We start from the raw sequence: 23,310 nt of genomic DNA on the forward strand, positions 1-23,310 counted from the left end.
TGGTACTGCCCGGCCGGCGTGCGGGACACGTGCTCGGCCGGCGGCACCGGCCGGGTCACCGCGACGCTCGGCGGCGCCGCCGTGGCCAGGTCCCGGGTCATCGCGTCGAGCCGGGTCACCGCGTCGTCGTAGAGCGCGTCCAGCTCGCCCGCGGACGCGCCCTCCGGCACCAGCGCGTTGGCCACCAGCAGCACGCTCGCCTCGTGGTGGTCCACGACCGCGACGTCGGTCGCCACGAGCATGGTCAGCTCGGGCAGTCCTAGGTCGTCGGTCGCGTACGCCGGCAGCCGCTCCAGCCGGCGCACCACGTCGTAGCCGAGGTAGCCGACCAGCCCGCCGGTCAGCGGCGGCAGATCGGGCAGCTCGGCCGCCGGCGCCGGCCCGAGCAGCGCCCGCCAGGTCGCGGCCAGCACCGCCAGCGGGTCGCCGTCGGTCGGCGCCCCCGGCGGCGGCGTGCCGGTCCAGACCGCCCGGCCGGCCTGCTCGGACAGCGTGGCCGACGACCGGACCCCTACGAACGACCAGCGCGACCAGGACCGCCCGTGCTCGGCCGACTCCAGCAGGAACGTGCCGGGCCGGCCGCCGGCCAGCTTGCGGTACACGCCGACCGGCGTCTCGCCGTCGGCCAGCAGCCGCCGCGTCACCGGGACCAGCCGGGATCCGCGGGCCAGCCGGGCGAACCCGGCCCGGTCCGGGACGGCCTGCCCGGTCGTCACGACGCCACCGTCGGCGCCGTGCCCGCGGCCGGAGCCGGGCCGGCCGGGTCGCCGCCCGCAGCCGCCGCGCCAGCCGGAGCCGGAGCCGGAGCGGTCCGGCCGGAGATCGCCGGCGGGTCGAGGACGACCGCGGGCAGCACGTCGGCGTCGAAGCAGGTGCGGTCGCCGGTGTGGCAGGCGGCGCCGACCTGGTCGACCTTCACCAGCACGGTGTCCCCGTCGCAGTCGAGCGCGACCGAGCGGACCCACTGCAGGTGGCCGGACGTCTCGCCCTTCACCCAGTACTCCCGGCGGCTGCGCGACCAGTACGTGCAGCGGCCGGTGCTCAGCGTCCGGTGCAGCGCCTCGTCGTCCATCCACCCGACCATGAGCACCTCGCCGGTGTCCCACTGCTGGGCCACGGCCGGGAACAGGCCGTGGTCGTCGCGCTTGAGCCGGGCGGCGATCGTCGGGTCGAGGTCGGACGGGCGGGGGGCTGCGGACATGCGGCCATTCTGCCGCGCCGCCCCGAGCGGCGTGGAGCAGGATGGAGGGATGCCCTGGACCGCTGCTGACATCCCGGACCTGACCGGCCGTACGGCCGTCGTGACCGGCGCCAACTCGGGGATCGGCTTCCGGGCCGCGGTGGAGCTGGCCCGGCACGGCGCCGCCGTGACGCTGGCCGCCCGCGACCCCGGACGCGGCGCCGACGCCCTGCGCCGGCTGCTGGCCGACGTCCCCGCCGCCGAGGTGACGCTGGCCAAGCTGGACCTGGCCGACCTGGCCTCGGTCCGGACGTTCGCCGAGACCTACCACCCGGACGGGCTGGACCTGCTGGTGAACAACGCGGGGGTGATGGCGCCGCCGCTGCGGCGGACCGCGGACGGGTTCGAGAGCCAGTTCGGCACCAACCACCTCGGCCACTTCGCGCTGACCGGCCTGCTGCTCCCCCGGCTGCTGGCCCGGCCCGGCGCCCGGGTGGTCACGGTGACCAGCACCCTGCACACGCTGGGCCGGATGAGCTTCGACGACCTCGACGCGCAGGGGCGCTACCGCAAGTGGCCGGCGTACGCGCGGTCGAAGCTGGCGAACCTGCTCTTCACGTTCGAGCTGCAGCGGCGGGCCGACGACGCCGGGGTCGACCTGCGCTCGGTCGCCGCGCACCCCGGCTACACCGCGACCAACCTGCAGACGGCCGGTCCGAAGCTGGCCGGCAGCAAGATCAGCGAGTACGGCGCGATGCTGATGACCAAGCTCATCGGCCAGCCCGACACCCAGGGCGCGCTGCCGACGCTGCGGGCCGCGACCGACCCGGCCGCCCGCGGCGGCGAGGTCTTCGGGCCCAGCGGCTTCCAGCAGCTGCACGGCGCGCCGATCCAGGTCCCGGTCAGCAAGCGGGCCCGGGACCGTGCCGACGCCGAGCGGCTGTGGGCGGTGTCGGAGGAGAAGACCGGGGTGCGCTACCCGGCCTTCGTCTGAGTCCGGCGCAGCACGGCGGCCGGCAGCGCCGTCATCGCGATCCCCATCGCCATCTGCACGAACCACCAGGCCGCGATGACGTGGTGGCCGTCGATCGGGCAGCTGATGCTCAGTGCGAGCAGGCTGACGCCGGTGGCGAGGCCGGCCCGGACGGCCCAGCGCCGCCCGGTGAGCACGCCGGCCAGCACGGCGACCAGGCCGAGCTGGATCACGACGTTCAGCGCGGTGGCCCACCAGGGCGCGACCGGCTGCGGGCCGTCGGCCGGCGGCTGCACGGCCACGCTGACCGAGAACAGCACGATCAGCGCTACGCAGACGACCCGGACGCCGGCCGCGGACAGCACCCGCCGCGGCCGCACCTTCTCGACGACCGGCTCGACGACCGGCTCGACGACCGGCTCGGCGACCGGCCGGGCGACCGGCTCCGCCACTGGCACCGGCGCGAGGACGATCGTGATCTCCGGCGTCTCGATCGGGGGCGGCGCGACCACCGGCTGAGCCGTGGGAGCGGTCGGCGCCGTCTGCGGTTCCAGGATCGCGGTCATACCGAAGACGATAGATACCGGCGACCCGAACCGGGACCACCGACTCAGGGCATTGCGGACCAGCCCTAGGACGACGTGGGCACCGGCCGCGCGAACGCGGCCTCGTCCGACGGCGCCGGAACCTGCGCCGCCGGCAGGAACACCGTCACCGTCGTCCCGCTCGCCACGTCGGACTCGAACCGGACCTCGCCGCCGTGATCGACCACCAGCGCCTGCACGATCGACAGGCCGAGGCCGCTGCCGCCGCGGACCCGGGTCCGCGCCGAGTCCGCCCGCCAGAACCGGTCGAACACCTGCGCCGCCTGCTCCGGCGGCAGGCCGGGCCCGCCGTCGGCGACCCGGATCACGACCCCTGGGCCCTCCCGCTGGGCGGTGACCCGGATCGGGACCGGCGCGGTCGCGTGCACGGCCGCGTTCGACAGGATGTTGGTGATCACCTGCTGCAGCTGGTTGCGGTCGCCGAGCACCGGTAGCGGCTCGCGGGCGGTCATCTCGACCAGCCGCTGCGGGTACGCGGCCCGGATCCCGGCGACCGCGTCGTCCACCACCTCGGCCGCGTCGACCTCGACCCGTTCGACCACGGTGCCCCGGTCGGACCGGGCCAGCGTGAGCAGGTCGTCGACGAGCCGGCCCATCCGCTTGCCCTCGGTCTCGATCCGGCGCAGCGAGTCCGACGCGTCCTCGTCCAGGCCGCCGCGCATCCGGACCAGCTCGGCGTACCCGCGCAAGGAGGTGAGCGGGGTCCGCAGCTCGTGCGAGGCGTCGGCGAGGAAGCGGCGCATCCGCTGCTCGGACTCGTACCGGGCCGTGTACTCCTGCTCGACGGCGCCCAGCATGGTGTTCACCGCCTCGGCCAGCTGCCCGACTTCCGTCCGCGGATCGCCGGCCGGGACGCGGTTCTCCAGCCCGCGGCCGTCCGGACCCAGCTCCGCGGCGACGGTGCGCGCGGTCCGGGTGACCCGGGCCAGCGGCCGCATCTCCAGCCGGACGCCGATCGTCCCGAGCACCGCCGTCGCCAGCACCGCGATCGCGCCGATGATCACCTCGAGGAACACCAGCCGGCCGAGCGTGTCGCTGATGTCGCTCGTCGACAGTCCGAGGACGGCCGTGCCCGCGGTCGTCGAGCCGTCCGGCAGCAGCCCGGTGGACGGGTACGCGATGACGCGGTACTCACGGCCGTCGGTCGTGCGCAGGCTGATGGGATCGCTCGCGGCCTTGACGCCGGCGAACCGCTTGGCGTCCGTCCCGGACACGGCGAGCGACTTCGCCAGCCGGTAGCCGTCGCCGCAGCTGACGGAGACGACCTGCGCGTCCGGCCCGTAGATGAAGGCGGCGTAGACGGTGCGGTCCGCGGTCTGCTGACCGGCCCCGTTGGGCGGCGCGCAGATCGCCCGGCTCGCGTTCTGGCCGACGCTCTGGACCTGCTGGTCGAGACGGGTGATCGCGTAGCGGTGCAGCGAGACGTACGTCGCTGCGCCCACTGCCGTCACCGCGAAGGCGACGAGCAGGACCGCGAGCGCGACGATCCTGGTGCGGAGGGCGTACCGGTTCATCTACCTGGGCGCGCGCAGCACGTAGCCGACGCCGCGGATGGTGTGGATCAGGTGCGGCTCGACCGAGTCGACCTTCTTGCGCAGGTAGCCCACATACAGCTCGACGATGTTGGAGCGGCCCTGGAAGTCGTACTTCCAGACCCGCTCGAGGATCTGCGACTTCGAGAGCACGACGCGCTCGTTGCGCATGAGGTAGCGCAGCAGCTCGAACTCGGTCGGGGTGAGCTGGACCTCCTCGCCGGCCCGGCGGACCTCGTGGCTGTCCTCGTCCAGCTCCAGGTCGGCCACCGTGAGCAGCGACGCCGGCGGCTTCTCGGGCGGGGCGGTGCGGCGCAGCACGGCGTGCACCCGGGCCAGCAGCTCCTCCACCGAGAACGGCTTGACCACGTAGTCGTCGGCGCCGGCCCGCAGCCCCTCGACCCGGTGTTCGCCGGCGTCGCGGGCGGTGAGGAAGACGACCGGCACGTCGGAGCCGCCGGACCGCAGCCGGCGCAGCACCTCGACACCGTCCAGGTCGCCGAGCATCACGTCCAGCACGACGAGGTCCGGCTCGTGCTCGGCCACCGCGGCCAGCGCCCGCGAGCCGGAGTCCGCGGTGAGGGTCTCGAAGCCGTCGAAACGCAGCGCGGAGGACACCAGGTGGGCGACGTTCTCCTCGTCGTCGACCACCAGTACCCGCCGGCGCGTGCCGTTCACAGTCCCGCCCATCGTGCCCATGCTGTCACCCAGTCCCCTCGCCCGTCGCGTCCCGAGCGTGCCCGCAGCCGCTGTGCCGGGGCTGGGCAAACCCTGTGCGTCCGCTGTGCGGATGGCTTCCACCCCCTGAGCAACGACGCAAGACCCCGGCGGGTGCCGGGGCAGTGACGCGGAACGCCGTCGGGTGCCGGTCAGGCGCCGGCGCCGGGACGCCGCAGCCGCGTCAGGCGGCGCTGGCGCCGGGCCGGGGCGCTCGCAGCCGCACCGGCGCCGGGGCCCAGCGCCAGCCGTACCCACCGGGACCGGGATCCTCGACCACCAGCCGGTACGCCTGCCCGCCCGGCCCGGTGACTGCGGCGCGGGTGATCTCGGTCCCGTCCCGCGGCCGCCACCGGCAGGCCAGCAGCTCGGCCGGCATTGCCCGCGGGTCGAAGACCACGCTCAGGTCCAGCCGCTCGGCCGGCTGCTCGACCAGGTGCCGGTAGGCCGGCTCGACCGGCCGGGCCGGCGGGCCGGGCTCGTACCGGACCTGGAAGGACAGCTCGTGCCGTTCGCCGCGGGCCAGCGTCCGGTCCAGCACCAGCTCGGCCGCGATCAGGCCGGTCCCGCGCAGCCCGGGCTCGGGCACCCGCCGGACGGCCCGGCAGCCGGCGGTGGCCCGGATGACCGGGCGCTGGGCCGGGTCGGCGCCGTCGACGTACCAGAACCGGTCGACGCCGTCATGGGCCGCCCGCAGCACCAGGGTGATCAGGGCCGAGACCGGCCGCGGCCCGGGACCGAGCCGGACCTGCTTGGTCACCGCGACCGGAAGCACCTGCTGCGGTCCCTCCAGCGTGGTGAGCAGGTGGGCGAGGCGGGCCCGCCGGGCGGCCGGGCCACCGGCGGACTCGGTGGGCGGACGCGGCGCCGGCACCACCGGACCACCGGGCAGCAGCAGCGCGAGGTCGCCGGCGGGCAGGCCGAGGCAGCGCTCCAGCGCGAGCACCCGGTCCCGGCCGTGCGGCGTGTGCGGCGGCGCGCTGCCGCCGGTCTGCCAGGCGCTCAGCGTGGCCACGCTCGAGGCCAGGCTCGGGTACGCCGCCCCCAGCCGGGCGGCCAGGTCCCGCAGCGGCAGCCCGGAGGCGGCGATCCCGCCCCGGACGGCCTCGGCGAACGCGGCGACCTGGGCCCGGCGGCGGCGCGGGTCCGGGATCCCGTGCCGGTCGCCGAGCCGGCAGCGCTCGGAGCAGAACACCCGCGGCCGCCCGCGGCGGCGGCGACCGGAGGGTGAGAGCAGCTCGGGCACCGCCGACCCGCAGACCGGGCAGCGGCGGGGCGGCGCCGAGGCGACGGCGGCGACCACGGGTCCTCCTGACCAGGGGCCCGGGGACGACGACGGGCTGCATCGACCGGGCGCAGAGCGGTACCTACTCACGCACCATAAAGGCGATCAACAGCTACGGCCAGTGATCGAACGGGGGACTTCGATCACTCGAACGGGCGCTGTGTCCCGACCTCGCTCAGCCTGCGCGGCGCTGGACGATCCAGGACTCGTACAGGCGTGCGTAGGGGCCGTCCTGCCCGACGAGATCGGCATGCGGCCCACGCTGGACCACCCGGCCGGCGTCCACCACGAGCACCTCGTCGGCCGCCTCCGCGGTGGCCAGCCGGTGCGCGATGACCAGCGTGGTCCGGCCCCGGGTGAGCGAGTCCAGGGCCCGGCTCAACCGAACCTCGGTGGCCGGGTCGACCGCGGAGGTGGCCTCGTCCAGCACCAGCACGTCCGGGTCGGCCACGTACGCGCGGGCGATCGCGACCAGCTGCCGCTCCCCCACCGACAGCGCCTCGCCGCGCTGCCCGACCGCGGTCCGGACCTGGTCCGGCAGCCCGGCCAGCCAGTCGCCCAGCCCGAGCGCGCCGAACGCGGCGGTGATCTCCTCGTCGGTCGCGGCCGGCCGGCCGTACCGGACGTTGTCGGCGACCGACTCGTCGAACAGGAAGCCGTCCTGCGGGACCATCACGACCCGCGAGCGCAGCGAGCCGAACGGCACCTCGGTCATCGGCACGCCGCCGACCAGGACGGAGCCGCTGGTCGGGTCCATCAGCCGGGTCAGCAGCTTGGCGAACGTGGTCTTGCCCGAGCCGGTCTCGCCGACCACCGCGACCCGGGACCGCGGCCGGATCTCCAGGTCGACGTCGACCAGCGCGGCCCGGTTGGCCTGCGGGTAGCGGAACATCACCGAGTCGAACCGGACGCCGAGCGGCCCCGGCGGCAGCGGCGTCCCGGGTGCGGGGTCGGCCACGTCCGGCTCGGCGTCGACGACGTCGAGGACGCGGCGGAAGGACGCCAGCGCGTTCTGCGCCTCGGACAGGGCCTCGGAGGCGACCTGCACCGGCGCGATGAACAGCGTGACCAGGAACAGGAACGCGACCAGCTTGCCCGCGGTCAGCCCGTGCCCGCCGACCCCGAGCAGCACGCCGACCACGACCACGGCCGCGTTGGCCAGGGCGGCGACGAGCTCACCGGTGGTGAAGACCATGACCGTGGTCTTCTGGGCCCGTACGGCCGAGCGGTAGTGCCGGTCGATCGCGCCGTCGATGCGGTCCGCGGTCCGGTCCTCCACCGCGTACGCCCGGACGGTCTGGGCCCCGACGACGGACTCGGACACCGCGCCGAGCAGGTCGCCGATCCGCTCCCGCACCGTTCCGTACGCGGCCGCGAGCCGCTTCTGCAGCTTCGGCAGGACCACCGCCAGCGGCACGAAGCAGGCGTACACGAGCAGGGTGAGCTGCCAGGAGTACACCGCCATCAGCACGGTCGCCAGCAGCAGCTGGCCGGTCGAGGTGACGACCAGGATCCCGCCCCACTGCATGAACACCGACATCTGGTCGACGTCGCTGGTCACCCGGGACACCAGCGAGCCGCGCCGGGCCGCCTGCTGGTGCAGCATCGACAGGTCGTGCACCCGGCGGAAGGCGCGCACCCGCAGCGCCGCCAGCGCCGTCTCGGTGGTCCGGAACAGCCGGTAGTTCAGCCGGTACGCCGCCAGCGCCGTGATCAGCACCGCGACCGCGCAGCCGGCCACGATCCAGCCGACCCGGCCGAGATCCGGCCCGCCGTCGGCGAGCAGCCCGCGGTCCAGGGTCTGCTGCACGGCCAGCGGGACCACGATCCGCCCGGCCGTGGCGACGAGCGCGAACAGCAGCGTGCCGACCAGCCCCCGGCGCAGCTCCGGCACCAGCCGCAGCCCGCGTCGCAGGGTCGCGACGGCGCCGTCGCGGCGGCCGGCCCCGGCCAGGGTGAGGATGTCCTCGGTCTCCAGCGGCCGGTTCATCGACATCCGGGTCATCGGCTCAGGCCGCCTTCCTGCGCGACCAGCCCGGCCCGTCGTTCGGCCTCGTCGTCGTAGGCGTTGACCAGCGCCGCGTACCCGGGGGTGGAGCCGACCAGCTCCTCGTGGGTACCGCGGGCCTCGACCCGGCCGTGCTCGATCCAGACCACCTCGTCGGCCAGCGCGATCGTGGCCCGCCGGTAGGCGACCACGACCACGGTCGCGCCGAGGTCGGCCGAGCGCAGCCCCTTGAGGATCGCCGCCTCCACCGCCGGGTCGACGCTGGAGGTGGCGTCGTCGAGCACCAGCAGCCGGGGCCGGCGGACCAGCGCCCGGGCCAGCGCGAGCCGCTGCCGCTGCCCGCCGGACAGCGTCGTGCCGCGCTCGCCGATGCGGGTGTCCAGCCCCGAGGGCAGCGCGTCGACGAAGTTCTCGGCCTGGGCCAGCGACAGCGCCTCCCAGACCCGGTCGTCGTCGAGGTCGGAGCCGAGCGTGACGTTCCCGCGCACGGTGTCGTCGAACAGGAACGTGGCCTGGCTGACCAGCGCGGCCTGCTCGGCCACCCCGCCCCGGGCCAGGTCGCGCAGGTCGTCGCGGTCGAGCAGGACGGCGCCGCTGTCCGGGTCGACCAGCCGGACCAGCAGCGAGACCAGCGTGGACTTGCCGCTGCCGGTCGGGCCGACCAGCGCGATTGTCCGGCCGGCCGGCACGTCGAAGGTGACGTCCCGCAGGACCGGGATCGGCGCCCGGGCGTCCTCGGCCGCGTATGCCCCGGACAGGTCGCCCTCCGGGTCGACCGGGGGCGCGTACGCGAAGCCGGCGCCGCTGACGTCGAGGGTCGCCGGGCCGGTGCGGTCGGGCCGGACGGTGCCGTACTCCTGGCCGCCGGAGGCGGTGAGCACCCGCTGCACCCGGTCCCAGCCGACGACGACGCGGGGCAGGTCGCCCAGCACCCAGCCGATCGCCCGGATCGGGGTGGCCAGGATGCTGAACAGGTAGGCCACGCTGACCAGGTCGCCGACGCTGGTGGCGCCGGAGCGCAGCCGGATGCCGCCGACGAACAGCACGGCGAGCGTGCCGAAGGTCGGCAGCGCCTCCATGATCGGGTCGAACAGGCCGCGCAGCCGGCCGACCCGGATCATCGCGTCCCGCAGCTCCTCCGAGCGCTGCTGGAACCGCGCGGTCTCGGAGTCCTCCCGGCCCAGGGTCTTGACCACCAGCGCGCCGTCGAAGCTCTCGTGCGCGATCTCGGAGACCTCGGCCCGCAGCTGCTGGGCCCGGGTCATCCGCGGCGCCATCCGGCGCGAGTACGAGAAGTTCACGCTGAAGATCACCGGGAACACGACGAACCCGACGACCGCGAGCACCGGGTCGGTGAGGAGCAGCGCGACCGCGCTGATGACGAGCATCACCAGCGTCCCGATGGCGAACGGCAGCGGCGCCATCGTGTACCAGCTGGCCTCGACGTCCGCGTTCGCGTTGGACAGCAAGGTGCCGGTCGGGTGCTGCTGGTGCCAGGACAACGGGAGCGTGAGGTACTGCCGGACGACCCGGCGGCGGTACGAGGCCTGCAGCCGGTACTGCACGATCCCGGCCGCGACCCGGCGCCCGATGATGCCGACGACCTTGAGCAGCGCCACGGACAGGATCAGGGTGGCGGCGCCGGCGAGCGCGCCGCGGGTGGTCGCGCCGCTCTCGAAGGCCGGCACGATCACCCGGGAGGTGATCCGGCCCATCACGAACGCGCTGGCGACGGTCATCGCCGCGTAGAGGGTGCTGCCGATCACCGCGAGGGTGAAGACCCGCCGCTGCTCCCGGATACCGGTCCCGAGTACTCGAAGGCCGCGGACAAGAACATCAGTGGACCCCCGGGACACGCATTCTCCTTTCGCGGCGCAACCTTTCCCACCCTACGGCGGGATCGTTAGTTCCGCTAATGATCGTACGATCGGGGGGTGACGAGCACCGCCGACGCCGAGCGCGCCGCCCTCTGCGACCTGCTGGATGCCCTCGGCCCGGACGCGCCAACCCTCTGCGAGGGCTGGAACACCCGCGACCTGGCCACCCACCTCTACGTCCGGGACCGCGAGCCGAAGGCGTGGGCCGGGATCGCCGTGCCCAAGCTGTCCGGGCTGGCGGAGCGGGCGATGGTCGACCAGGCCGAGCGGCCGTACCCGGAGATCGTGGCCGGGGTCCGGGTCGGGGCGCCGAAGTGGTCGCCGATGGGGTTGCCCGGGGCCAAGGACCTGGTGAACCTGCTGGAGTTCGTCATCCACCACGAGGACGTCCGGCGGGCCCAGCCGGGCTGGGGGCCGCGGGCGGTGCCGGCCTCGCTGGCCGACTCGGTCTGGCGGGCGGTGCGGCTGGGCGCCCGGGCGACGCTGCGCAAGGCCCCGGACGGGGTGCAGCTGCACCGGTCCGGCACGGACGCGTCGGTGGTCGCGAAGAAGGGGCCGCTGATGGTGACCGTGACCGGGGATCCGGTGGAGCTGGCGCTGTTCACGTCCGGGCGGCAGCGGGCGGCGCGGGTCGACCTGGCCGGCGACGACGCCGCGGTCTCCCGCGTCCTCGCCACCCCCTTCGGCTTCTGACCCTCTCCCCCCGGGGGCGGTCGGGCCGTCCGGCGATCAGGGCGTCCGGCGATCAGGGCGTCCGGCGATCAGGGCGTCCGGCGATCGGACCACCGACGGTCAGGCCGTTGCGCGGTCAGTCCGTTGCGCGGTCAGGTCGTTGCGCGGTCAGGTCGTTACACCGCCTCCGCACCGCCGCCCTGGATCCTCAGGCGGCGCGGATGGTCAGGCCGGCGGTGGCGAGGGTGGTCTTGACCTCGCTGATGCGGAGCTGACCGAAGTGGAAGACGCTGGCCGCGAGGACCGCGTCGGCGCCGGCGTCGACCGCGGGCGCGAAGTCGCCCAGCGCGCCGGCCCCGCCGGAGGCGATCACCGGGACCGTGACCCGGGCCCGGACCGCGCGGATCATCTCCAGGTCGTAGCCGGCCCGGGTCCCGTCCGCGTCCATCGAGTTGAGCAGGATCTCCCCCGCGCCGAGCTCCTGCGCCCGCTGGGCCCAGTCGACCGCGTCGATGCCGGTGCCGCGACGCCCGCCGTGGGTGGTCACCTCGAAGCCGCTCGCGGTGCCGGGCGTCCGGCGTGCATCGACCGACAGCACGATGCACTGCGAGCCGAAGCGGTGCGCCGCCTCACGCAGGAACTCGGGCCGGGCGACCGCGGCGGTGTTCACCCCGACCTTGTCCGCCCCGGCCCGCAGCAACGCGTCGATGTCGGCGACCGTACGGATCCCGCCGCCGACCGTGAGCGGGATGAAGACCTGCTCGGCCGTCCGCCGGACCACGTCGTAGGTGGTCTCCCGGCCGGAGGAGGACGCGGTGATGTCGAGGAAGGTGAGCTCGTCCGCGCCCTCGGCGTCGTAGCCGCGGGCCATCTCGACCGGGTCGCCGGCGTCCCGCAGGCCGGTGAAGTTGACGCCCTTGACCACCCGCCCGGCATCCACGTCCAAGCAGGGGATCACGCGGACGGCAACGCTCATGCCACCGCCGCCAGGGCCTCGGGCAGGGTGAAGGCGCCGGCGTAGAGCGCCTTGCCGACCACCGCGCCCTCGACGCCGACCGGCTCCAGCGCGGCCAGCTCGCGCAGGTCGGCCAGCGACGAGACGCCCCCGCTGGCGACCACCGGCCGGTCGGTGCGGGCGCACACCTCCTTGTACAGCTGGGTGTTCGGTCCGGTGAGGGTGCCGTCGCGGCGGATGTCGGTGACCACGTACCGGGCGCAGCCGGCGTCGTCCAGGCGGGCCAGCGCGTCCCAGAGATCGCCGCCGTCCCGGGTCCAGCCGCGGGCGGCCAGCGTCCCGCCGCGGACGTCCAGGCCGACCGCGATGCGGTCGCCGTACCGGCCGATGGCGCGGGCGACCCAGTCCGGCTGCTCCAGGGCGGCAGTGCCGATGTTGACCCGGCGGGCGCCGGTGGCCAGGGCGGCGGTCAGCGACTCGTCGTCGCGGATGCCGCCGGACAGCTCGACGTCGACGTCCAGGGTGCGGATCACCTCGGCCAGCAGCGGCGCGTTGGTGCCCCGGCCGAACGCCGCGTCCAGGTCGACGAGGTGCACCCACTCGGCGCCGTCGCGCTGCCAGGCCAGCGCGGCCTCGCGCGGGTCGCCGTACCGGGTCTCGGTCCCGGCCGCACCATGCACGAGCCGCACCGCCGTCCCATCCGCAACATCGACAGCCGGCAACAGCGTGAACGTCACTGTGTCTCCCTGTTCGCTCCGGTCGGACGCCTCTGCCGGCGTCTTCCCTCCGCGCCTACCGAGAACCGTGGGCGGCGCGCCGACAGGCGCTCCGCGTCCGACCTCCCACTCACCGGGTGCTCCGGTCGAGGATCATCGTCAGGATGGCGGGGGCGGCCAGGAGGGCGACCAGGATGACCGCGATCCGTTCCCCCCAGGAGTCCAGCAGCACGTACGCGCCGACGGCGATCGCGAGCAGCAGCACGACCGTGATCGCCCGCTGCTCCCGGGTCCGGCGGCTCCAGCGCCGGCCGCGCGGCCGCACCGACCGGAGCGCCGCGGTCCGCCGGGCCTTGCGCCGGCTGCTGGCGATCTGCCGGTCGCTGCGGGCCTCGGCCGCCGCGATCCGGCGGGCCGACTCGGCCTCCCGGACCGCGCGCCGCTTCGCCCGTTCCTTACTCAAGGGTCCGCAACCAGTTCGCCAGCAACCGCGCGCCGGCGTCGCCGGACTTCTCCGGGTGGAACTGGGTCGCGCACAGCGCCCCCCGCTCCACCGCGGCCACGAACTCCTCGCCGTGCGTCGCCGTGGTCACCAGGCCGTCGGTCGCGGTCGCGGCGTACGAGTGGATGAAGTAGAAGCGGGTGTCCGCGGGCAGGCCGGCGAACAGGGCCGAGCCGGCCGCGGGCGTGACGGTGTTCCAGCCCATGTGCGGCAGGATCGGCGCGGCCAGCCGGCGCACCTCGCCCGGCAGCACTCCCAGGCCCTTGGTCACCACGCCGTGCTCGTCCCCGGAGTCGAAGAGGATCTGCATCCCCACGCAGATGCCGAGCACCGGCCGGCCCTCCGAAACCCGCTCCCGGACCACCGGCCCGGCGCCGAGCGCGTCGATCCCGGCCATGCAGGCCGCGTACGCCCCCACGCCCGGCACGACCAGCCCGTCGGCCGCGGCGGCCAGCGCCAGGTCGGAGCTGACCGTGACCTCCGCGCCGGCCCGGGCCAGCGCCCGTTCCGCCGACCGCAGGTTCCCCGACCCGTGGTCCAGGACGACGATGCGGCTCACAGGACGCCCTTGGTGGACGGGATCCCGCTGACCTTGGGGTCGTACGCGGTGGCGTCCCGCAGCGCCCGCGCCACCGCCTTGAACTGGGCCTCGACGATGTGGTGCGCGTCCCGCCCGCCGAGCACCCGGACGTGCAGCGCGATCCGGGCCGAGTGCACGAACGACTCGAAGACGTGCCGGGTCAGCGTCGTCGCGTACAGCGGGCCGATCGTGGGCGGCATGCCGGACGGCTCGTCGTGGACCAGGTACGGCCGGCCGGACAGGTCGACCGCGACCTGGGCCAGCGCCTCGTCCAGCGGCACCAGCGCGTCGCCGAACCGGCGCAGCCCGGCCTTGTCCCCCAGCGCCTGCCGGAACGCCTCGCCGAGCGCGATCGCGGTGTCCTCGACCGTGTGGTGGGCGTCGACCTCGAGGTCGCCCTTGGTCCGGATCGTGAGGTCGAAGCCGCCGTGCTTGCCGAGCTGGGAGAGCATGTGGTCGTAGAAGGGCACGCCGGTCTCGACGTCGGTGTGACCGGTGCCGTCGAGGTCGACCTCGACCAGCACCGAGGACTCCTTCGTCTCCCGCTCGACCCGCCCCGTGCGACTCATGCCGTCCCCACCTCTCGTGCGACCTCGGGTACCGCGGACAGGAACCCGTCGACCTCCCAGTCGACGCCGGCGGTGACCCGCAGCCAGCCCGGGATGCCGGGGTCGCGGACCAGCACGCCGCGGTCCAGGAACGCCTGCCAGGCCGCGGCCGCGTCGGCGAACCGGCCGAACAACACGAAGTTCGCGTCGCTCGGCACCGCGGTCAGCCCGGCGGCCGGCAGCGCCGCGACGATCCGGTCCCGCTCCGCCTTGATCGCCTCGACGCTGGCCAGCAGCGCCGGCGCGTGCGCGAGCGCGACCCGGGCGACGGCCTGGGTCAGCGCGGAGAGGTGGTACGGCAGCCGCACCAGCTGGACCGCCTCGACCACGGCCGGGTCCGCGGCCAGGTAACCCAGCCGCAGCCCCGCCATCCCGAACGCCTTGGACATCGTCCGGGTCACCGCCAGCCGCGGGTGCCCGGGCAGCAGGGTCAGCGCGGAGGGCACCCCGGGCCGGGCGAACTCCGCGTACGCCTCGTCGACGACGACCATCCCCGGCGCCACGTCGAGCACCGCCTCGACCGTCTCCAGCGGCAGCGCGGTCCCGGTCGGGTTGTTCGGGCTGGTCAGGAAGACGACGTCGGGCTGATGCGAGACCACCTGCCCGGCCGCGCTGCGGGCCGGCACGGTGAAGTCGGCCGCGCGCTCCCCGGAGAGCCAGCGGGTGCCGGTCCCGGTCGTGATGATCTCGTGCATCGAGTACGACGGGGTGAAGCCGAGCGCGGTCCGGCCCGGCCCGCCGAAGGTCTGCAGCAGCTGCTGCAGGATCTCGTTGGAGCCGTTGGCGGCCCAGACCTGGGCCGGCGCCAACCCGTGCCCGAGGTACGCGGCGAGGTCGGCGCGCAGGTCGACCGCGTCCCGGTCCGGGTAGCGGTTCAGGCTCCCGGCCACGCCGGCCGCGGCCCGGGCGATGTCGTCCAGCAGCGCGGGCGGCAGCGGCGAGCTGTTCTCGTTGGTGTTGAGCCGGACCGGGACGTCGAGCTGGGGCGCCCCGTACGGCGAGCGGCCGCGCAGGTCCTCCCGCAGCGGCAGCTCGTCCAGGCCGGTCACCGCTGGGTCCGCTGCGTGATGGCGTTCGCGTGCGCCGGCAGGTCCTCGGCCTGCGCGAGGGCGACGACGTGCCCGCCGATGTCGCGCAGTGCGGCCTCGTCGTACTCGACGTAGTTCACGCCGCGCAGGAACGTCTCGACCGAGAGGCCGGCGGTGTGCCGGCAGCTGCCGCCGGTCGGGAGCACGTGGTTGGAGCCGGCCGCGTAGTCGCCCAGCGACACCGGCGCGTACGCCCCCACGAAGACGCAGCCGGCGTTGCGGACCCGGCGGGCGACCGCGGCCGCGTCGGCGGTCTGGATCTCCAGGTGCTCGGCGCCGTACGCGTCGGCGACCTCGAGGGCCTGGGTCAGGTCCCGGACCAGCACGGTGCCGGACTGCGGGCCGGTCAGCGCCTCGGTGACCCGGTCGGCATGCTTGGTCGCGGCGGCCTGCTCGGCCAGCGACTCCTCGACCGCGGCGGCCAGCCGCACGTCCCAGGTGACCAGCACCGAGGCCGAGGTCGGCCCGTGCTCGGCCTGGCTGAGCAGGTCCGCGGCGACCAGCACCGGGTCCGCGGTCGCGTCCGCGACCACCATCACCTCGCTCGGCCCGGCCTCGGAGTCGATCCCGACCACGCCGCGCAGCAGCCGCTTGGCCGCGGTCACGTACACGTTGCCGGGCCCGGTGATCATGTCGACCGGCGGCACGCCCTCGACCCCGTACGCGAGCATCGCGATCGCCTGGGCGCCGCCGACCCCGTAGACCTCCTCGACGCCGAGCAGGGCACAGGCGGCGAGGATCGTACGGTCCGGGAGGCCGCCCTGGTCGTTGCGCGGCGGCGAGGTGACCGCGATCGAGCCGACCCCGGCCTCCTGGGCCGGGATCACGTTCATCAGCACGCTGGACGGGAGCGGGGCCAGGCCGCCGGGCACGTACAGCCCGACGCGGCCGACCGGGAGGTGCCGGCGGGTGACAGTGCCGCCGGGGACGACCTCGACGGTGGTCTCGGCCGGACGCTGGGCCCGGTGCACGAGCCGGATCCGCCGGATCGCCTCGTCCAGCGCGGCCCGGACGTCCGGGTCGAGGGTGGCCGCGGCCTCGGCCAGCGCGCTCGCCGGCACCCGCAGCTCGGTCGCCGCGACGCCGTCGAAGCGCAGCGTCGCCTCCCGGACGGCGGCCGCGCCGCGCTCCCGGACGGCCTCGACCGTGGGCCGGACGAGATGGGTGGCGGCCTCGACGTCGACCGCGGCGCGCGGGAGCACACCGGCCAGTCCGCCGGCAGCAGGCCGGTCGGTGAGGTCGAGGCGGGTCAGCACCCGCCCAGTATCCCCGGCTCTCCTCTAGCCTGGTCAGGTGGCCGATGTGCTTCCGCTCTTCCCCCTCGGTCACACCGTCCTGTTCCCGGGCGTGGTGCTGCCGCTGCACGTGTTCGAGGAGCGCTACCGGGAGCTGGTCCGCACGCTGGTCGACCAGCCCGAGGGAGTCCCGCGCCGGTTCGGCGTGGTCGCGATCCGGCAGGGCTGGGAGGTCGGCGCGGACGCGGCCGAGGCGCTGCACGGGGTCGGCTGCGCCGCCGAGCTGCGCCGGGTGTCGCGCTACCCCGACGGCCGGTACGACATCGTCACCGTCGGCGCGGACCGGTTCCGGCTGCTGGAGGTCGACCGGGACTCCCAGCCGTACCTGGTCGGCTCGGTCGAGTGGCTGCCGCCGCAGCCGCCCGCGGAGGCGACCGGGCTGGCCGCTTCGGTCGGCGCGCTGTTCTCGGAGTACGTCGTGGCCGCGGCCGGGCTGCGGGCGCTGCCGGCCGAGACCCCGGAGCTGCCGAGCGACCCGGGCGAGCTGTCCTACGTGGTCGCGGCGGGGGCGACGCTCACGCTGGAGGACAAGCAGTCGCTGCTGGAGACCGACACCGTGCGCGGCCGGCTGCAGGCGGAACTGCGGCTGCTCAAGCGGGAGACCACGATGGTCCGGCGGCTGCGGGCGCTGCCGGTGCCGATCGCCGAGCTGCAGGTCACGCAGAGCCTGAGCTGACCGGCTCCTTGCTCTCCTCGTCCTGGCTCTCGTCCTGGCGGCCGAGGTCGTTGCGGGCGGAGAAGCCGGTCGCGAGCAGGTAGACGATCACCGCGGCCACCGGCTCGACGACAAGGCCGGCCTTGGCCCGCAGGGTCAGCGGCTGGTGGATGACCTTGCCGACCACGAGCAGGTCGGACTGCTGGTAGCCGGTCCCGAGCCACAGCCCCAGCCGCCAGGTCACGACCGCGCCGAGCAGGCCGCCGGCGGCCAGCGCGAACAGCGTCCAGGGACCCCGGCTGCGCCGGACGAACCAGCAGGCCAGCGCCGCGACCAGGCCGGCGATCAGCGTGATCAGCACGAACCGGCCGTCGGCGGCGATGTACTCCTCCGCCTCCGGGACCACCGGCAGCGCCCGGCCGGGCCGGTCGACCTGGAACGCGAGCCGGGGCGCGAGGTGCACCCAGAGCGGGGCGACGGCCGCGCCGACCGCGGCCAGCGCGACGATCACCGACAGCGCGGTGACCCACTCCGGGCGGGTCGGCGGCCAGAGCCGGACCCGCGGGCCGCGCTGCGTCCTCTGGGGCGGGAGCACGTCGCCGGGATACCCGCCGACCTGGCTCAGGTTCCCGTACGGCCCGGCCGGTGCCGGGTACGAGCCGGGGGTCGCCGGCCCCGCGTACGAGCCGGGCGTCCCCGGCCCGGCGTACGTACCGGGGGTCCCGTCAGGCGCCGGGTAGCGGGTGCCGTTCCGGCCGGCGTCCTCGGCCGGCCGGCCCCAGGGGCCGGGATCGTAGGAGCCGGGCTCGGGGGCGCCGTCCGCGGCGGGGTCGGGGGGCTGGCCCGGGCCGGGCGTGCTCGGGGTCGTCTCCGGTGGCCAGCTCACGAACCCAGTGTGTCAGGCGCTCCTTCGGGCGGTTCCACGAGCCGCCCGTCGCACACGACCGCGCGCGGCCGCCGCCACACCCCCGGCTCGACCAGCGGGTCGCTGTTCAGCAGCACCGCCGCCGCGACCCGGCCGTGCTCCAGCAGGCCGGTGCGCAGCCGCATCCCGGCCACCCCGGCCGAACCGAGCGTCGCCGCCCGCAGCGCCCCGGCCCGGCCGAGCCCGGCGTCGGCGAGCCGGTCCAGCTCGCGCGGGTCGACCCCGGTCCGGGTGCCGGCGTTGCCGAGGTCGGTCCCGTAGACGAGCGGGACGCCGGCCCGGTGCAGCGCGGCCGCGTTCGCGGCCGCGGCCCGCCCCGCGCCGTCGGAGAAGAACGTCTGCAGCGTCGACACGACCGGGATCCCCGCCGCCGCGACCCGGTCGACGAGCGCCTCCGGCAGCGGCTCGACCGGCGTGTGGGCGAGCTCGTCCACCCCGGCGTCGAGGACCCGGCCGACCGCCTCCGCGGTGAGAGCGTGCGCGACGACCTTGAGCCCGGCCCCGTGCGCGGCGTCGACGACCGCCCGCAGCACGGCCGTGGACGGCACCGGCCAGGCCCCGTCCGGACCGCGCTCGACCGCGACCTTGACCAGGTCGACCCCGTCCCCGGCCAGCCCCCGCACCGCCAGCCGGGCCTGCGCCGGCGTGGTCAGGAACGAGGCGAACCCGTCCGCGCCCCAGGACCGGGACGGGTACCCGCCGGTCGCGGTGAGGATCGGCCCGGCCACCCCCACGTACGGCACGCCCGGCGGCGGCCGGCGGTGCCCGGTCCGCCGCCGCAACGCATCGCGGCGCGGCGCCCCGAGGTCGCGGACGCCGACCACCCCGCCCCGCAGCGCCTCCTCGGCCGTACCGAACGCGAGGTGCACGTGCGCGTCGACGATCCCCGGCCCGATCCAGTTGTGGGCCGCGCCGATGACGCGGACGCCGACCGGGATCGACACCTGGGCCGGCGGCCCGATCCGCTCGATGGTCCCGTCGGGCCCGATCAGCACCACCCCGTCGTACGCCTCGGCGGTGCCGCCGGGCCAGACCCGCCCCCGCAGCGCGACCCCACGCCCGAGGCCGCCTTCGGCGAGCGGGTCGTCCCGCCGTAGCGCCCGCCGCCCGTTCACCGCGACCCAGACCGCGTCCCGGACCCAGCCGGCGGCGCGGCCGCCGCGGGTCCGGGCCGGGTTCGTCATCCGACCATGATCCCCTGCCGGCGGCGCGGGAGTGAGTCGCCCACCCGGGTGTGTCAGTCCTCGTCCAGCCCCTGCTCGATCGCGTACCGGGTCAGCTCGACCCGGTTGTGCAGCTGCAGCTTGCGCAGGGTGTTCTGGACGTGGTTCTGCACGGTCCGGTGCGAGAGCACGAGCCGGCCGGCGACCTGCCGGGCGGACAGGCCCTTGGCCACCAGCCGCAGCACCTCGACCTCCCGCTCGGTCAGCTTGGGCACGCCGTCGTCGGCCGGCCCGGCCGAGAGCCGCCGGAACTCCCCCAGCACCAGCCCGGCCAGCCCGGGCGAGAACACCGCCTCGCCGCGGGCGGTCTTCTCCACCGCGGCCAGCAGCTCGTCCCGGCCGGCCGACTTGACCAGGTAGCCGGTCGCGCCGGCCTTCACCGCGGCCAGCACGTCGGCGTCCTCGCCGCTGGCCGAGAGCACCAGCACCCGCGCGGCCGGGTCGGCAGCGAGGATCTCCCTGGTCGCCTCCACCCCGGACCCGAGCGGCAGCTGCAGGTCCATCAGCACGACCTCGGGCCGGACGGCGGCGGCGCGGCGGACCGCGGCCGGACCGTCGGCGGCGGTCGCGACCACCTGGTGCCCGGCCTCGGCCAGGTCGCGGGCGACGCCCTCGCGCCAGATCGGATGGTCGTCGACGACCATGAGCCGGACCATCAGCGCCCTCCCCGCGGTACCCGGAACTCGACCTCGGTGCCCTCGGCCGGATCCGTACGGACCGACAGGGTGCCGCCGAGGTCGCGCATTCTGCCCCGCATCGAGGACTCGACGCCGAGCCGCCCGGCCACGGCCGCCGCGGCCAGCCGCCCGGCCGGGATGCCGGGCCCCTCGTCCCGCACGCTCACGGCGACCTCGTCGCCGAGATCCTCGACCAGCACCCAGGCCCGGCCGCCGGCGTGCCGCTCGACGTTGTCCAGCGCGGCCCCGACCGCGGCCGCGAGCTCGGTCGCGACCGGCGCCGGCAGGGCGACCGGGTCGGCCGGCCCGGACACCGTCACCAGCCCGGTCCGGTACGGCGCCAGCAGCGTCCGCAGGTCCACCGGCGCGCCCGCCGGGACCGGGGCCGGCGCGGTCACCAGCGTCCGCAGCGCGACCTCCTGCTCCCCGGCCAGCGCGGCCAGCTCCCCGGCCGGGCCGCCGAGCTCGGCGCCGCGCCTGCGTACCAGCGCGAGCACCTGCAGGACGCCGTCGTGGATGCCGCGGGCCAGCCGCTCCCGCTCCCGGGTCGCGGCGGCCAGCCGGACCGCCACGGCCAGCCGTTGCTCGGCCGCGACCGCCAGCCGGGCGACGTACCCGACGGCGCCGCCGGCCAGCAGCAGGAGCACCATGTTGCCGAGCGTCGCCTGGGTGACCTCGCCGCGGACGACGACCGAGGCCGCGCCCTGCACGACCGCGCCGGCCAGCCCGCCCCGGGCGCCGCCGAGCAGCGCCGAGGACACCACCGGGGCGGCGGCCCAGGCCGTGGTCAGCGTCGGCGCGCCGGTCGCGATCTCGGTCGCGCCCTGCACCGGCAGCGAGAGCAGGGTCAGCCCCGCGCAGACGACGTGGTCGGCGACGACGACCGGCCAGACCCGGCCGCGATCGCGGGTGTTGGCCAGGGTCGTGACGGCGGTCCACGCGGCCATCGCGGCCAGTACCCCGAGCGCGGCCCGCGGGTGCGCGAAGTCGTCCCGCACCTGCAGGGTCAGCACCGCGACATACCCGAGCGCCGCGATCCGATACGCGACAACCCCCCGCCACAACTGCGTCCGGACCCCGGCCCCACTCGGAACCCCACCCGAGATCCCACCGGGGGGCCCGGTCGAGGCCCCACCGGGGGTCCCCGGCAGCGCGCCACCGGGGGTCGCGGTCGAGGCCCCACCGGGCGTCCCGCCCGGGGTCCCGCTGCCGGTCCCGGCTGAGGCCCCACCGGGGGTCCCGCCCGGGGTCCCGGCCGGGGTCCCCGCCGAAGCCCCACCGCGGGTCCCGGAGGCCTTGCTCGGGGACTCGCCGGAGGAGTCCCCAGCCGGGAAGGCGGGTGCCGGTGGGGTCACCGGCCGGCGGACGCCCCGTCGAGCACGCGCAGGGCGCGGTCGAGCTGGGCGCGGGGCAGCACCCGGTCGATCTCGATGTCGCGCAGCCGGGACCGGGCCGTCCGCCGCGAGTCGGACGAACCGAGCCGGAACACCGACCGCGGCAACGCCAACGCCGAGCTCGGCATGCCGACCCGGCGCAGCTCGCCGCGCAGGTTGGCCTTGCCGGCCTCGACCGCGGCCCGCAGGTCGTCCTCGACCGGCCGGTAGCGGCGCGGCAGCGTCCGGCGGGCGATCAGCCGGACCGCGACGATCCGGGCCACGATCAGCAGCACGCCGAGCACGAACACGGCCAGCCCGATCCAGCGCGGCCGGACGACCAGCAGCACCAGGCCGACGATCGGCACCACGAACGTCCAGCGGCTCAGCGCCCGGACGTGGTCGATGGCGAGCAGGCCGAGCAGGTAGCGCAGGATCGTGGTGTTGCGGCGGCCGCCGTCGGCGCCCGGCACCATGTCGCGGACCCGCCAGGTGCCGGTGTCACCCGGGTCGAACCCGTCCGCCCGGGCCGCCCCGTCGGCACTGTCGGCGGCCGAATCGGCGGTCGCCCGCCGCCGTCCCCGCCGAGGCTGTGGAACCACTCCGTCCGCTCCGATCCGGTCCTCGTCGATGCGGACGGCGTCCAGCCGTCCGGTGTCCCCTTCGGCCGCGGCCTGCTCGGACGCCTCCCGCGCCCGCCGCCGCTCCGCCCGGCCCCCGCCCTCCGGCGCCGCCCAGGCATCGGCCGCGCCCTCCGGGCCCGCCCAGCCGTCCGGCGCCCCGCCCGCCGGCCCGGCCCCGCCCTCCGGCGCGGCCCAGCCGCCCTCGGCCCGGGCGCCGCCGGCCCGGCCGCTCTCGGCCCGGGGGGCTCCGGCCCACGTCCCTGGCGACACAGCGTCGTCGCCGGGGGTCCGCGGCACCGGGTGGGTGAACCAGGTCTGATCCTCCGGGACCGTGGTCCGGGGGTCATCGCCACGCTGCGTCGTCACAGACGCATCATTCCCCCGATCCGGTGTGGCCGACGCAAGTTCCCCCGGTCGATACAACGGCGTGTCGCCGCCGCCACGCCGAGGGCGGGCTCAGCCGGCCAGGCAGGTCGGGCCGAGGAGGGCCTTGAGGTCGCCCATCAGCGCCGGTGTCGCCGCCACCCGGAACCCGTCCGCGACCCGCAGCGCGGTCCGCCGCTCCCCGTTGACCAGCTGCAACTGCACCTCGGTCGTGCCGGGGTGGGTGGAGAGCACCTCGCGCAGCCGCTCCACCACCGGCGGCGTGCACCGGGCCGCCTGCAGCGAGACCACCACCGGCCCCCGCGGCCCCTCGGACAGGTCCGGTACGGACAGGTCGGACGCGATCAGCTTCGCCACGTCCTCGCGCCGGTCGACCCGCCCCTTGACCACGACGATCGCGTCCTCGGCCACGTTGACCGCCACCTGCGCGTACGTCTGCGGGAAGAAGAGGACCTCGACCGAGCCCTCCAGGTCCTCCAGCACCGCGGACGCCCAGGGCGAGCCGGTCTTGTTCACCCGGCGCAGCACCGAGGACAGGATCCCGGCCAGGATGATCTGCTGCCCGTCCCCGACCTGGTCGGTGTGCAGCGCACCGATGGTCAGCTCGGAGTGCGCGGCGAGCACGTGCTCGACGCCGAGCAGCGGGTGGTCGGAGACGTAGAGCCCGAGCATCTCCCGCTCGAAGGCGAGCTTGCCCATCTTGTCCCACTCGCCCTGCGGCACGGTGACCGCGAAGACCGCGTCCATCACGTCGTCGCCGCCGGAGTCGGAGTCGCCGAACAGGTCGAACTGCCCGGTCGCCTCGACCTTCTTCGCGGCCAGGAAGCTGTCCACGGCCTGGTCGAAGACCTGGATGA

At 75.7% G+C, this 23,310-nt stretch carries 23 protein-coding genes and 1 pseudogene; 3 read left to right on the forward strand and 21 right to left on the reverse strand.

The annotated features are described in order from the left end of the window. Positions 1-716: anthranilate synthase component I (locus VGP36_21565; protein ID HEV7657298.1), on the reverse strand; the 716-nt coding region annotated here is incomplete at its 3' end. 128 nt (positions 717-844) lie between these two features. Further along, positions 845-1,201 (reverse strand): annotated as a pseudogene (hisI, locus tag VGP36_21570) (phosphoribosyl-AMP cyclohydrolase). Between the two features lie 49 nt (positions 1,202-1,250). Between hisI and VGP36_21575 the strand changes: the two are divergent. After that, positions 1,251-2,174: an oxidoreductase gene (locus VGP36_21575; protein ID HEV7657299.1), complete on the forward strand. Its 924-nt coding sequence runs from the start codon at positions 1,251-1,253 to the stop codon at positions 2,172-2,174. Here the strand turns inward: VGP36_21575 and VGP36_21580 are convergent. The 6 genes from VGP36_21580 to VGP36_21605 all read right to left on the reverse strand — a co-directional run bounded on the left by VGP36_21580 (position 2,156) and on the right by VGP36_21605 (position 10,066). Then, on the reverse strand, positions 2,156-2,719 hold the full coding sequence (locus tag VGP36_21580) for a hypothetical protein (protein HEV7657300.1): 564 nt from the start codon (positions 2,717-2,719) through the stop codon (positions 2,156-2,158). The genes VGP36_21575 and VGP36_21580 overlap by 19 nt on opposite strands. Before the next feature lie 65 nt (positions 2,720-2,784). Next, a complete protein-coding gene (locus VGP36_21585) occupies positions 2,785-4,272 on the reverse strand; it encodes a HAMP domain-containing sensor histidine kinase (protein ID HEV7657301.1) in 1,488 nt (495 codons plus the stop codon). Then, entirely contained in the window at positions 4,273-4,980 is a 708-nt protein-coding gene (locus VGP36_21590) for a response regulator transcription factor (GenBank protein ID HEV7657302.1), read from the reverse strand. 211 nt (positions 4,981-5,191) lie between these two features. Beyond that, on the reverse strand, positions 5,192-6,310 hold the full coding sequence (locus tag VGP36_21595; protein HEV7657303.1) for a hypothetical protein: 1,119 nt from the start codon (positions 6,308-6,310) through the stop codon (positions 5,192-5,194). A gap of 157 nt (positions 6,311-6,467) precedes the next feature. After that, complete coding sequence (locus tag VGP36_21600) at positions 6,468-8,297, reverse strand: ABC transporter ATP-binding protein (GenBank protein ID HEV7657304.1); 1,830 nt, start codon at positions 8,295-8,297, stop codon at positions 6,468-6,470. After that, positions 8,294-10,066, reverse strand: coding sequence for an ABC transporter ATP-binding protein (locus tag VGP36_21605; protein HEV7657305.1), 1,773 nt, complete (start codon positions 10,064-10,066; stop codon positions 8,294-8,296). Before VGP36_21605 ends, VGP36_21600 begins: the two co-directional genes overlap by 4 nt. Positions 10,067-10,234: 168 nt before the next feature. On the opposite strand from VGP36_21605, the gene VGP36_21610 reads away from it, so the two are divergent. After that, positions 10,235-10,870, forward strand: coding sequence for a TIGR03085 family metal-binding protein (locus tag VGP36_21610; protein HEV7657306.1), 636 nt, complete (start codon positions 10,235-10,237; stop codon positions 10,868-10,870). A gap of 187 nt (positions 10,871-11,057) precedes the next feature. On the opposite strand, the gene hisF is transcribed toward VGP36_21610, so the two are convergent. From hisF to hisD, 7 genes are all read right to left on the reverse strand, one after another. After that, a complete protein-coding gene (gene hisF / locus VGP36_21615; protein ID HEV7657307.1) occupies positions 11,058-11,825 on the reverse strand; it encodes an imidazole glycerol phosphate synthase subunit HisF in 768 nt (255 codons plus the stop codon). Continuing rightward, positions 11,822-12,541, reverse strand: coding sequence for a bifunctional 1-(5-phosphoribosyl)-5-((5-phosphoribosylamino)methylideneamino)imidazole-4-carboxamide isomerase/phosphoribosylanthranilate isomerase PriA (gene priA, locus VGP36_21620; GenBank protein HEV7657308.1), 720 nt, complete (start codon positions 12,539-12,541; stop codon positions 11,822-11,824). Before priA ends, hisF begins: the two co-directional genes overlap by 4 nt. A 109-nt stretch (positions 12,542-12,650) precedes the next feature. Further along, positions 12,651-12,983: a hypothetical protein gene (locus VGP36_21625; GenBank protein ID HEV7657309.1), complete on the reverse strand. Its 333-nt coding sequence runs from the start codon at positions 12,981-12,983 to the stop codon at positions 12,651-12,653. Next, on the reverse strand, positions 12,976-13,581 hold the full coding sequence (gene hisH / locus VGP36_21630; GenBank protein HEV7657310.1) for an imidazole glycerol phosphate synthase subunit HisH: 606 nt from the start codon (positions 13,579-13,581) through the stop codon (positions 12,976-12,978). The genes VGP36_21625 and hisH overlap by 8 nt, the downstream gene beginning before the upstream one ends. After that, a complete protein-coding gene (gene hisB / locus VGP36_21635; GenBank protein HEV7657311.1) occupies positions 13,578-14,171 on the reverse strand; it encodes an imidazoleglycerol-phosphate dehydratase HisB in 594 nt (197 codons plus the stop codon). The genes hisH and hisB overlap by 4 nt, the downstream gene beginning before the upstream one ends. Beyond that, positions 14,168-15,259: a histidinol-phosphate transaminase gene (locus tag VGP36_21640; protein HEV7657312.1), complete on the reverse strand. Its 1,092-nt coding sequence runs from the start codon at positions 15,257-15,259 to the stop codon at positions 14,168-14,170. The genes hisB and VGP36_21640 overlap by 4 nt, the downstream gene beginning before the upstream one ends. Next, positions 15,256-16,554, reverse strand: a complete 1,299-nt coding sequence (hisD, locus tag VGP36_21645) for a histidinol dehydrogenase (GenBank protein ID HEV7657313.1) — start codon at positions 16,552-16,554, stop codon at positions 15,256-15,258. Before hisD ends, VGP36_21640 begins: the two co-directional genes overlap by 4 nt. A 37-nt stretch (positions 16,555-16,591) precedes the next feature. On the opposite strand from hisD, the gene VGP36_21650 reads away from it, so the two are divergent. Continuing rightward, complete coding sequence (locus VGP36_21650) at positions 16,592-17,269, forward strand: LON peptidase substrate-binding domain-containing protein (protein ID HEV7657314.1); 678 nt, start codon at positions 16,592-16,594, stop codon at positions 17,267-17,269. On the opposite strand, the gene VGP36_21655 is transcribed toward VGP36_21650, so the two are convergent. From VGP36_21655 to VGP36_21680, 6 genes are all read right to left on the reverse strand, one after another. Then, positions 17,250-18,134: a hypothetical protein gene (locus VGP36_21655; GenBank protein ID HEV7657315.1), complete on the reverse strand. Its 885-nt coding sequence runs from the start codon at positions 18,132-18,134 to the stop codon at positions 17,250-17,252. The two genes, VGP36_21650 and VGP36_21655, sit on opposite strands and share 20 nt — an antisense overlap. Beyond that, on the reverse strand, positions 18,131-19,357 hold the full coding sequence (locus tag VGP36_21660; GenBank protein HEV7657316.1) for an amidohydrolase family protein: 1,227 nt from the start codon (positions 19,355-19,357) through the stop codon (positions 18,131-18,133). The genes VGP36_21655 and VGP36_21660 overlap by 4 nt, the downstream gene beginning before the upstream one ends. Before the next feature lie 53 nt (positions 19,358-19,410). Continuing rightward, complete coding sequence (locus VGP36_21665) at positions 19,411-20,052, reverse strand: response regulator transcription factor (protein HEV7657317.1); 642 nt, start codon at positions 20,050-20,052, stop codon at positions 19,411-19,413. Continuing rightward, the gene (locus VGP36_21670; protein ID HEV7657318.1) at positions 20,052-21,428 is read right to left on the reverse strand and encodes a DUF5931 domain-containing protein; all 1,377 of its coding nucleotides are present in this window, start codon (positions 21,426-21,428) and stop codon (positions 20,052-20,054) included. The genes VGP36_21665 and VGP36_21670 overlap by 1 nt, the downstream gene beginning before the upstream one ends. Then, positions 21,425-22,435, reverse strand: coding sequence for a hypothetical protein (locus VGP36_21675; GenBank protein HEV7657319.1), 1,011 nt, complete (start codon positions 22,433-22,435; stop codon positions 21,425-21,427). The genes VGP36_21670 and VGP36_21675 overlap by 4 nt, the downstream gene beginning before the upstream one ends. Before the next feature lie 90 nt (positions 22,436-22,525). Beyond that, positions 22,526-23,310, reverse strand: a 785-nt coding sequence (locus tag VGP36_21680; protein HEV7657320.1) for an OB-fold nucleic acid binding domain-containing protein, incomplete at its 5' end; no start/stop codon positions are given.

This window comes from Mycobacteriales bacterium (assembly GCA_035995165.1).
Lineage (GTDB): Bacteria > Actinomycetota > Actinomycetes > Mycobacteriales > CADCTP01 > CADCTP01.

What these genes read in the sequence shown, in the direction of transcription:
- VGP36_21585 (HEV7657301.1), bottom strand. Translation starts at nt 4,272, where the DNA reads ATGAACCGGTACGCCCTCCGCACCAGGATCGTCGCGCTCGCGGTCCTG.
- hisF (HEV7657307.1), bottom strand. Translation starts at nt 11,825, where the DNA reads ATGAGCGTTGCCGTCCGCGTGATCCCCTGCTTGGACGTGGATGCCGGG.
- VGP36_21575 (HEV7657299.1), top strand. Translation starts at nt 1,251, where the DNA reads ATGCCCTGGACCGCTGCTGACATCCCGGACCTGACCGGCCGTACGGCC.
- VGP36_21665 (HEV7657317.1), bottom strand. Translation starts at nt 20,052, where the DNA reads ATGGTCCGGCTCATGGTCGTCGACGACCATCCGATCTGGCGCGAGGGC.
- VGP36_21660 (HEV7657316.1), bottom strand. Translation starts at nt 19,357, where the DNA reads ATGACGAACCCGGCCCGGACCCGCGGCGGCCGCGCCGCCGGCTGGGTC.
- VGP36_21580 (HEV7657300.1), bottom strand. Translation starts at nt 2,719, where the DNA reads ATGACCGCGATCCTGGAACCGCAGACGGCGCCGACCGCTCCCACGGCT.
- VGP36_21590 (HEV7657302.1), bottom strand. Translation starts at nt 4,980, where the DNA reads ATGGGCGGGACTGTGAACGGCACGCGCCGGCGGGTACTGGTGGTCGAC.
- VGP36_21600 (HEV7657304.1), bottom strand. Translation starts at nt 8,297, where the DNA reads ATGACCCGGATGTCGATGAACCGGCCGCTGGAGACCGAGGACATCCTC.
- hisB (HEV7657311.1), bottom strand. Translation starts at nt 14,171, where the DNA reads ATGAGTCGCACGGGGCGGGTCGAGCGGGAGACGAAGGAGTCCTCGGTG.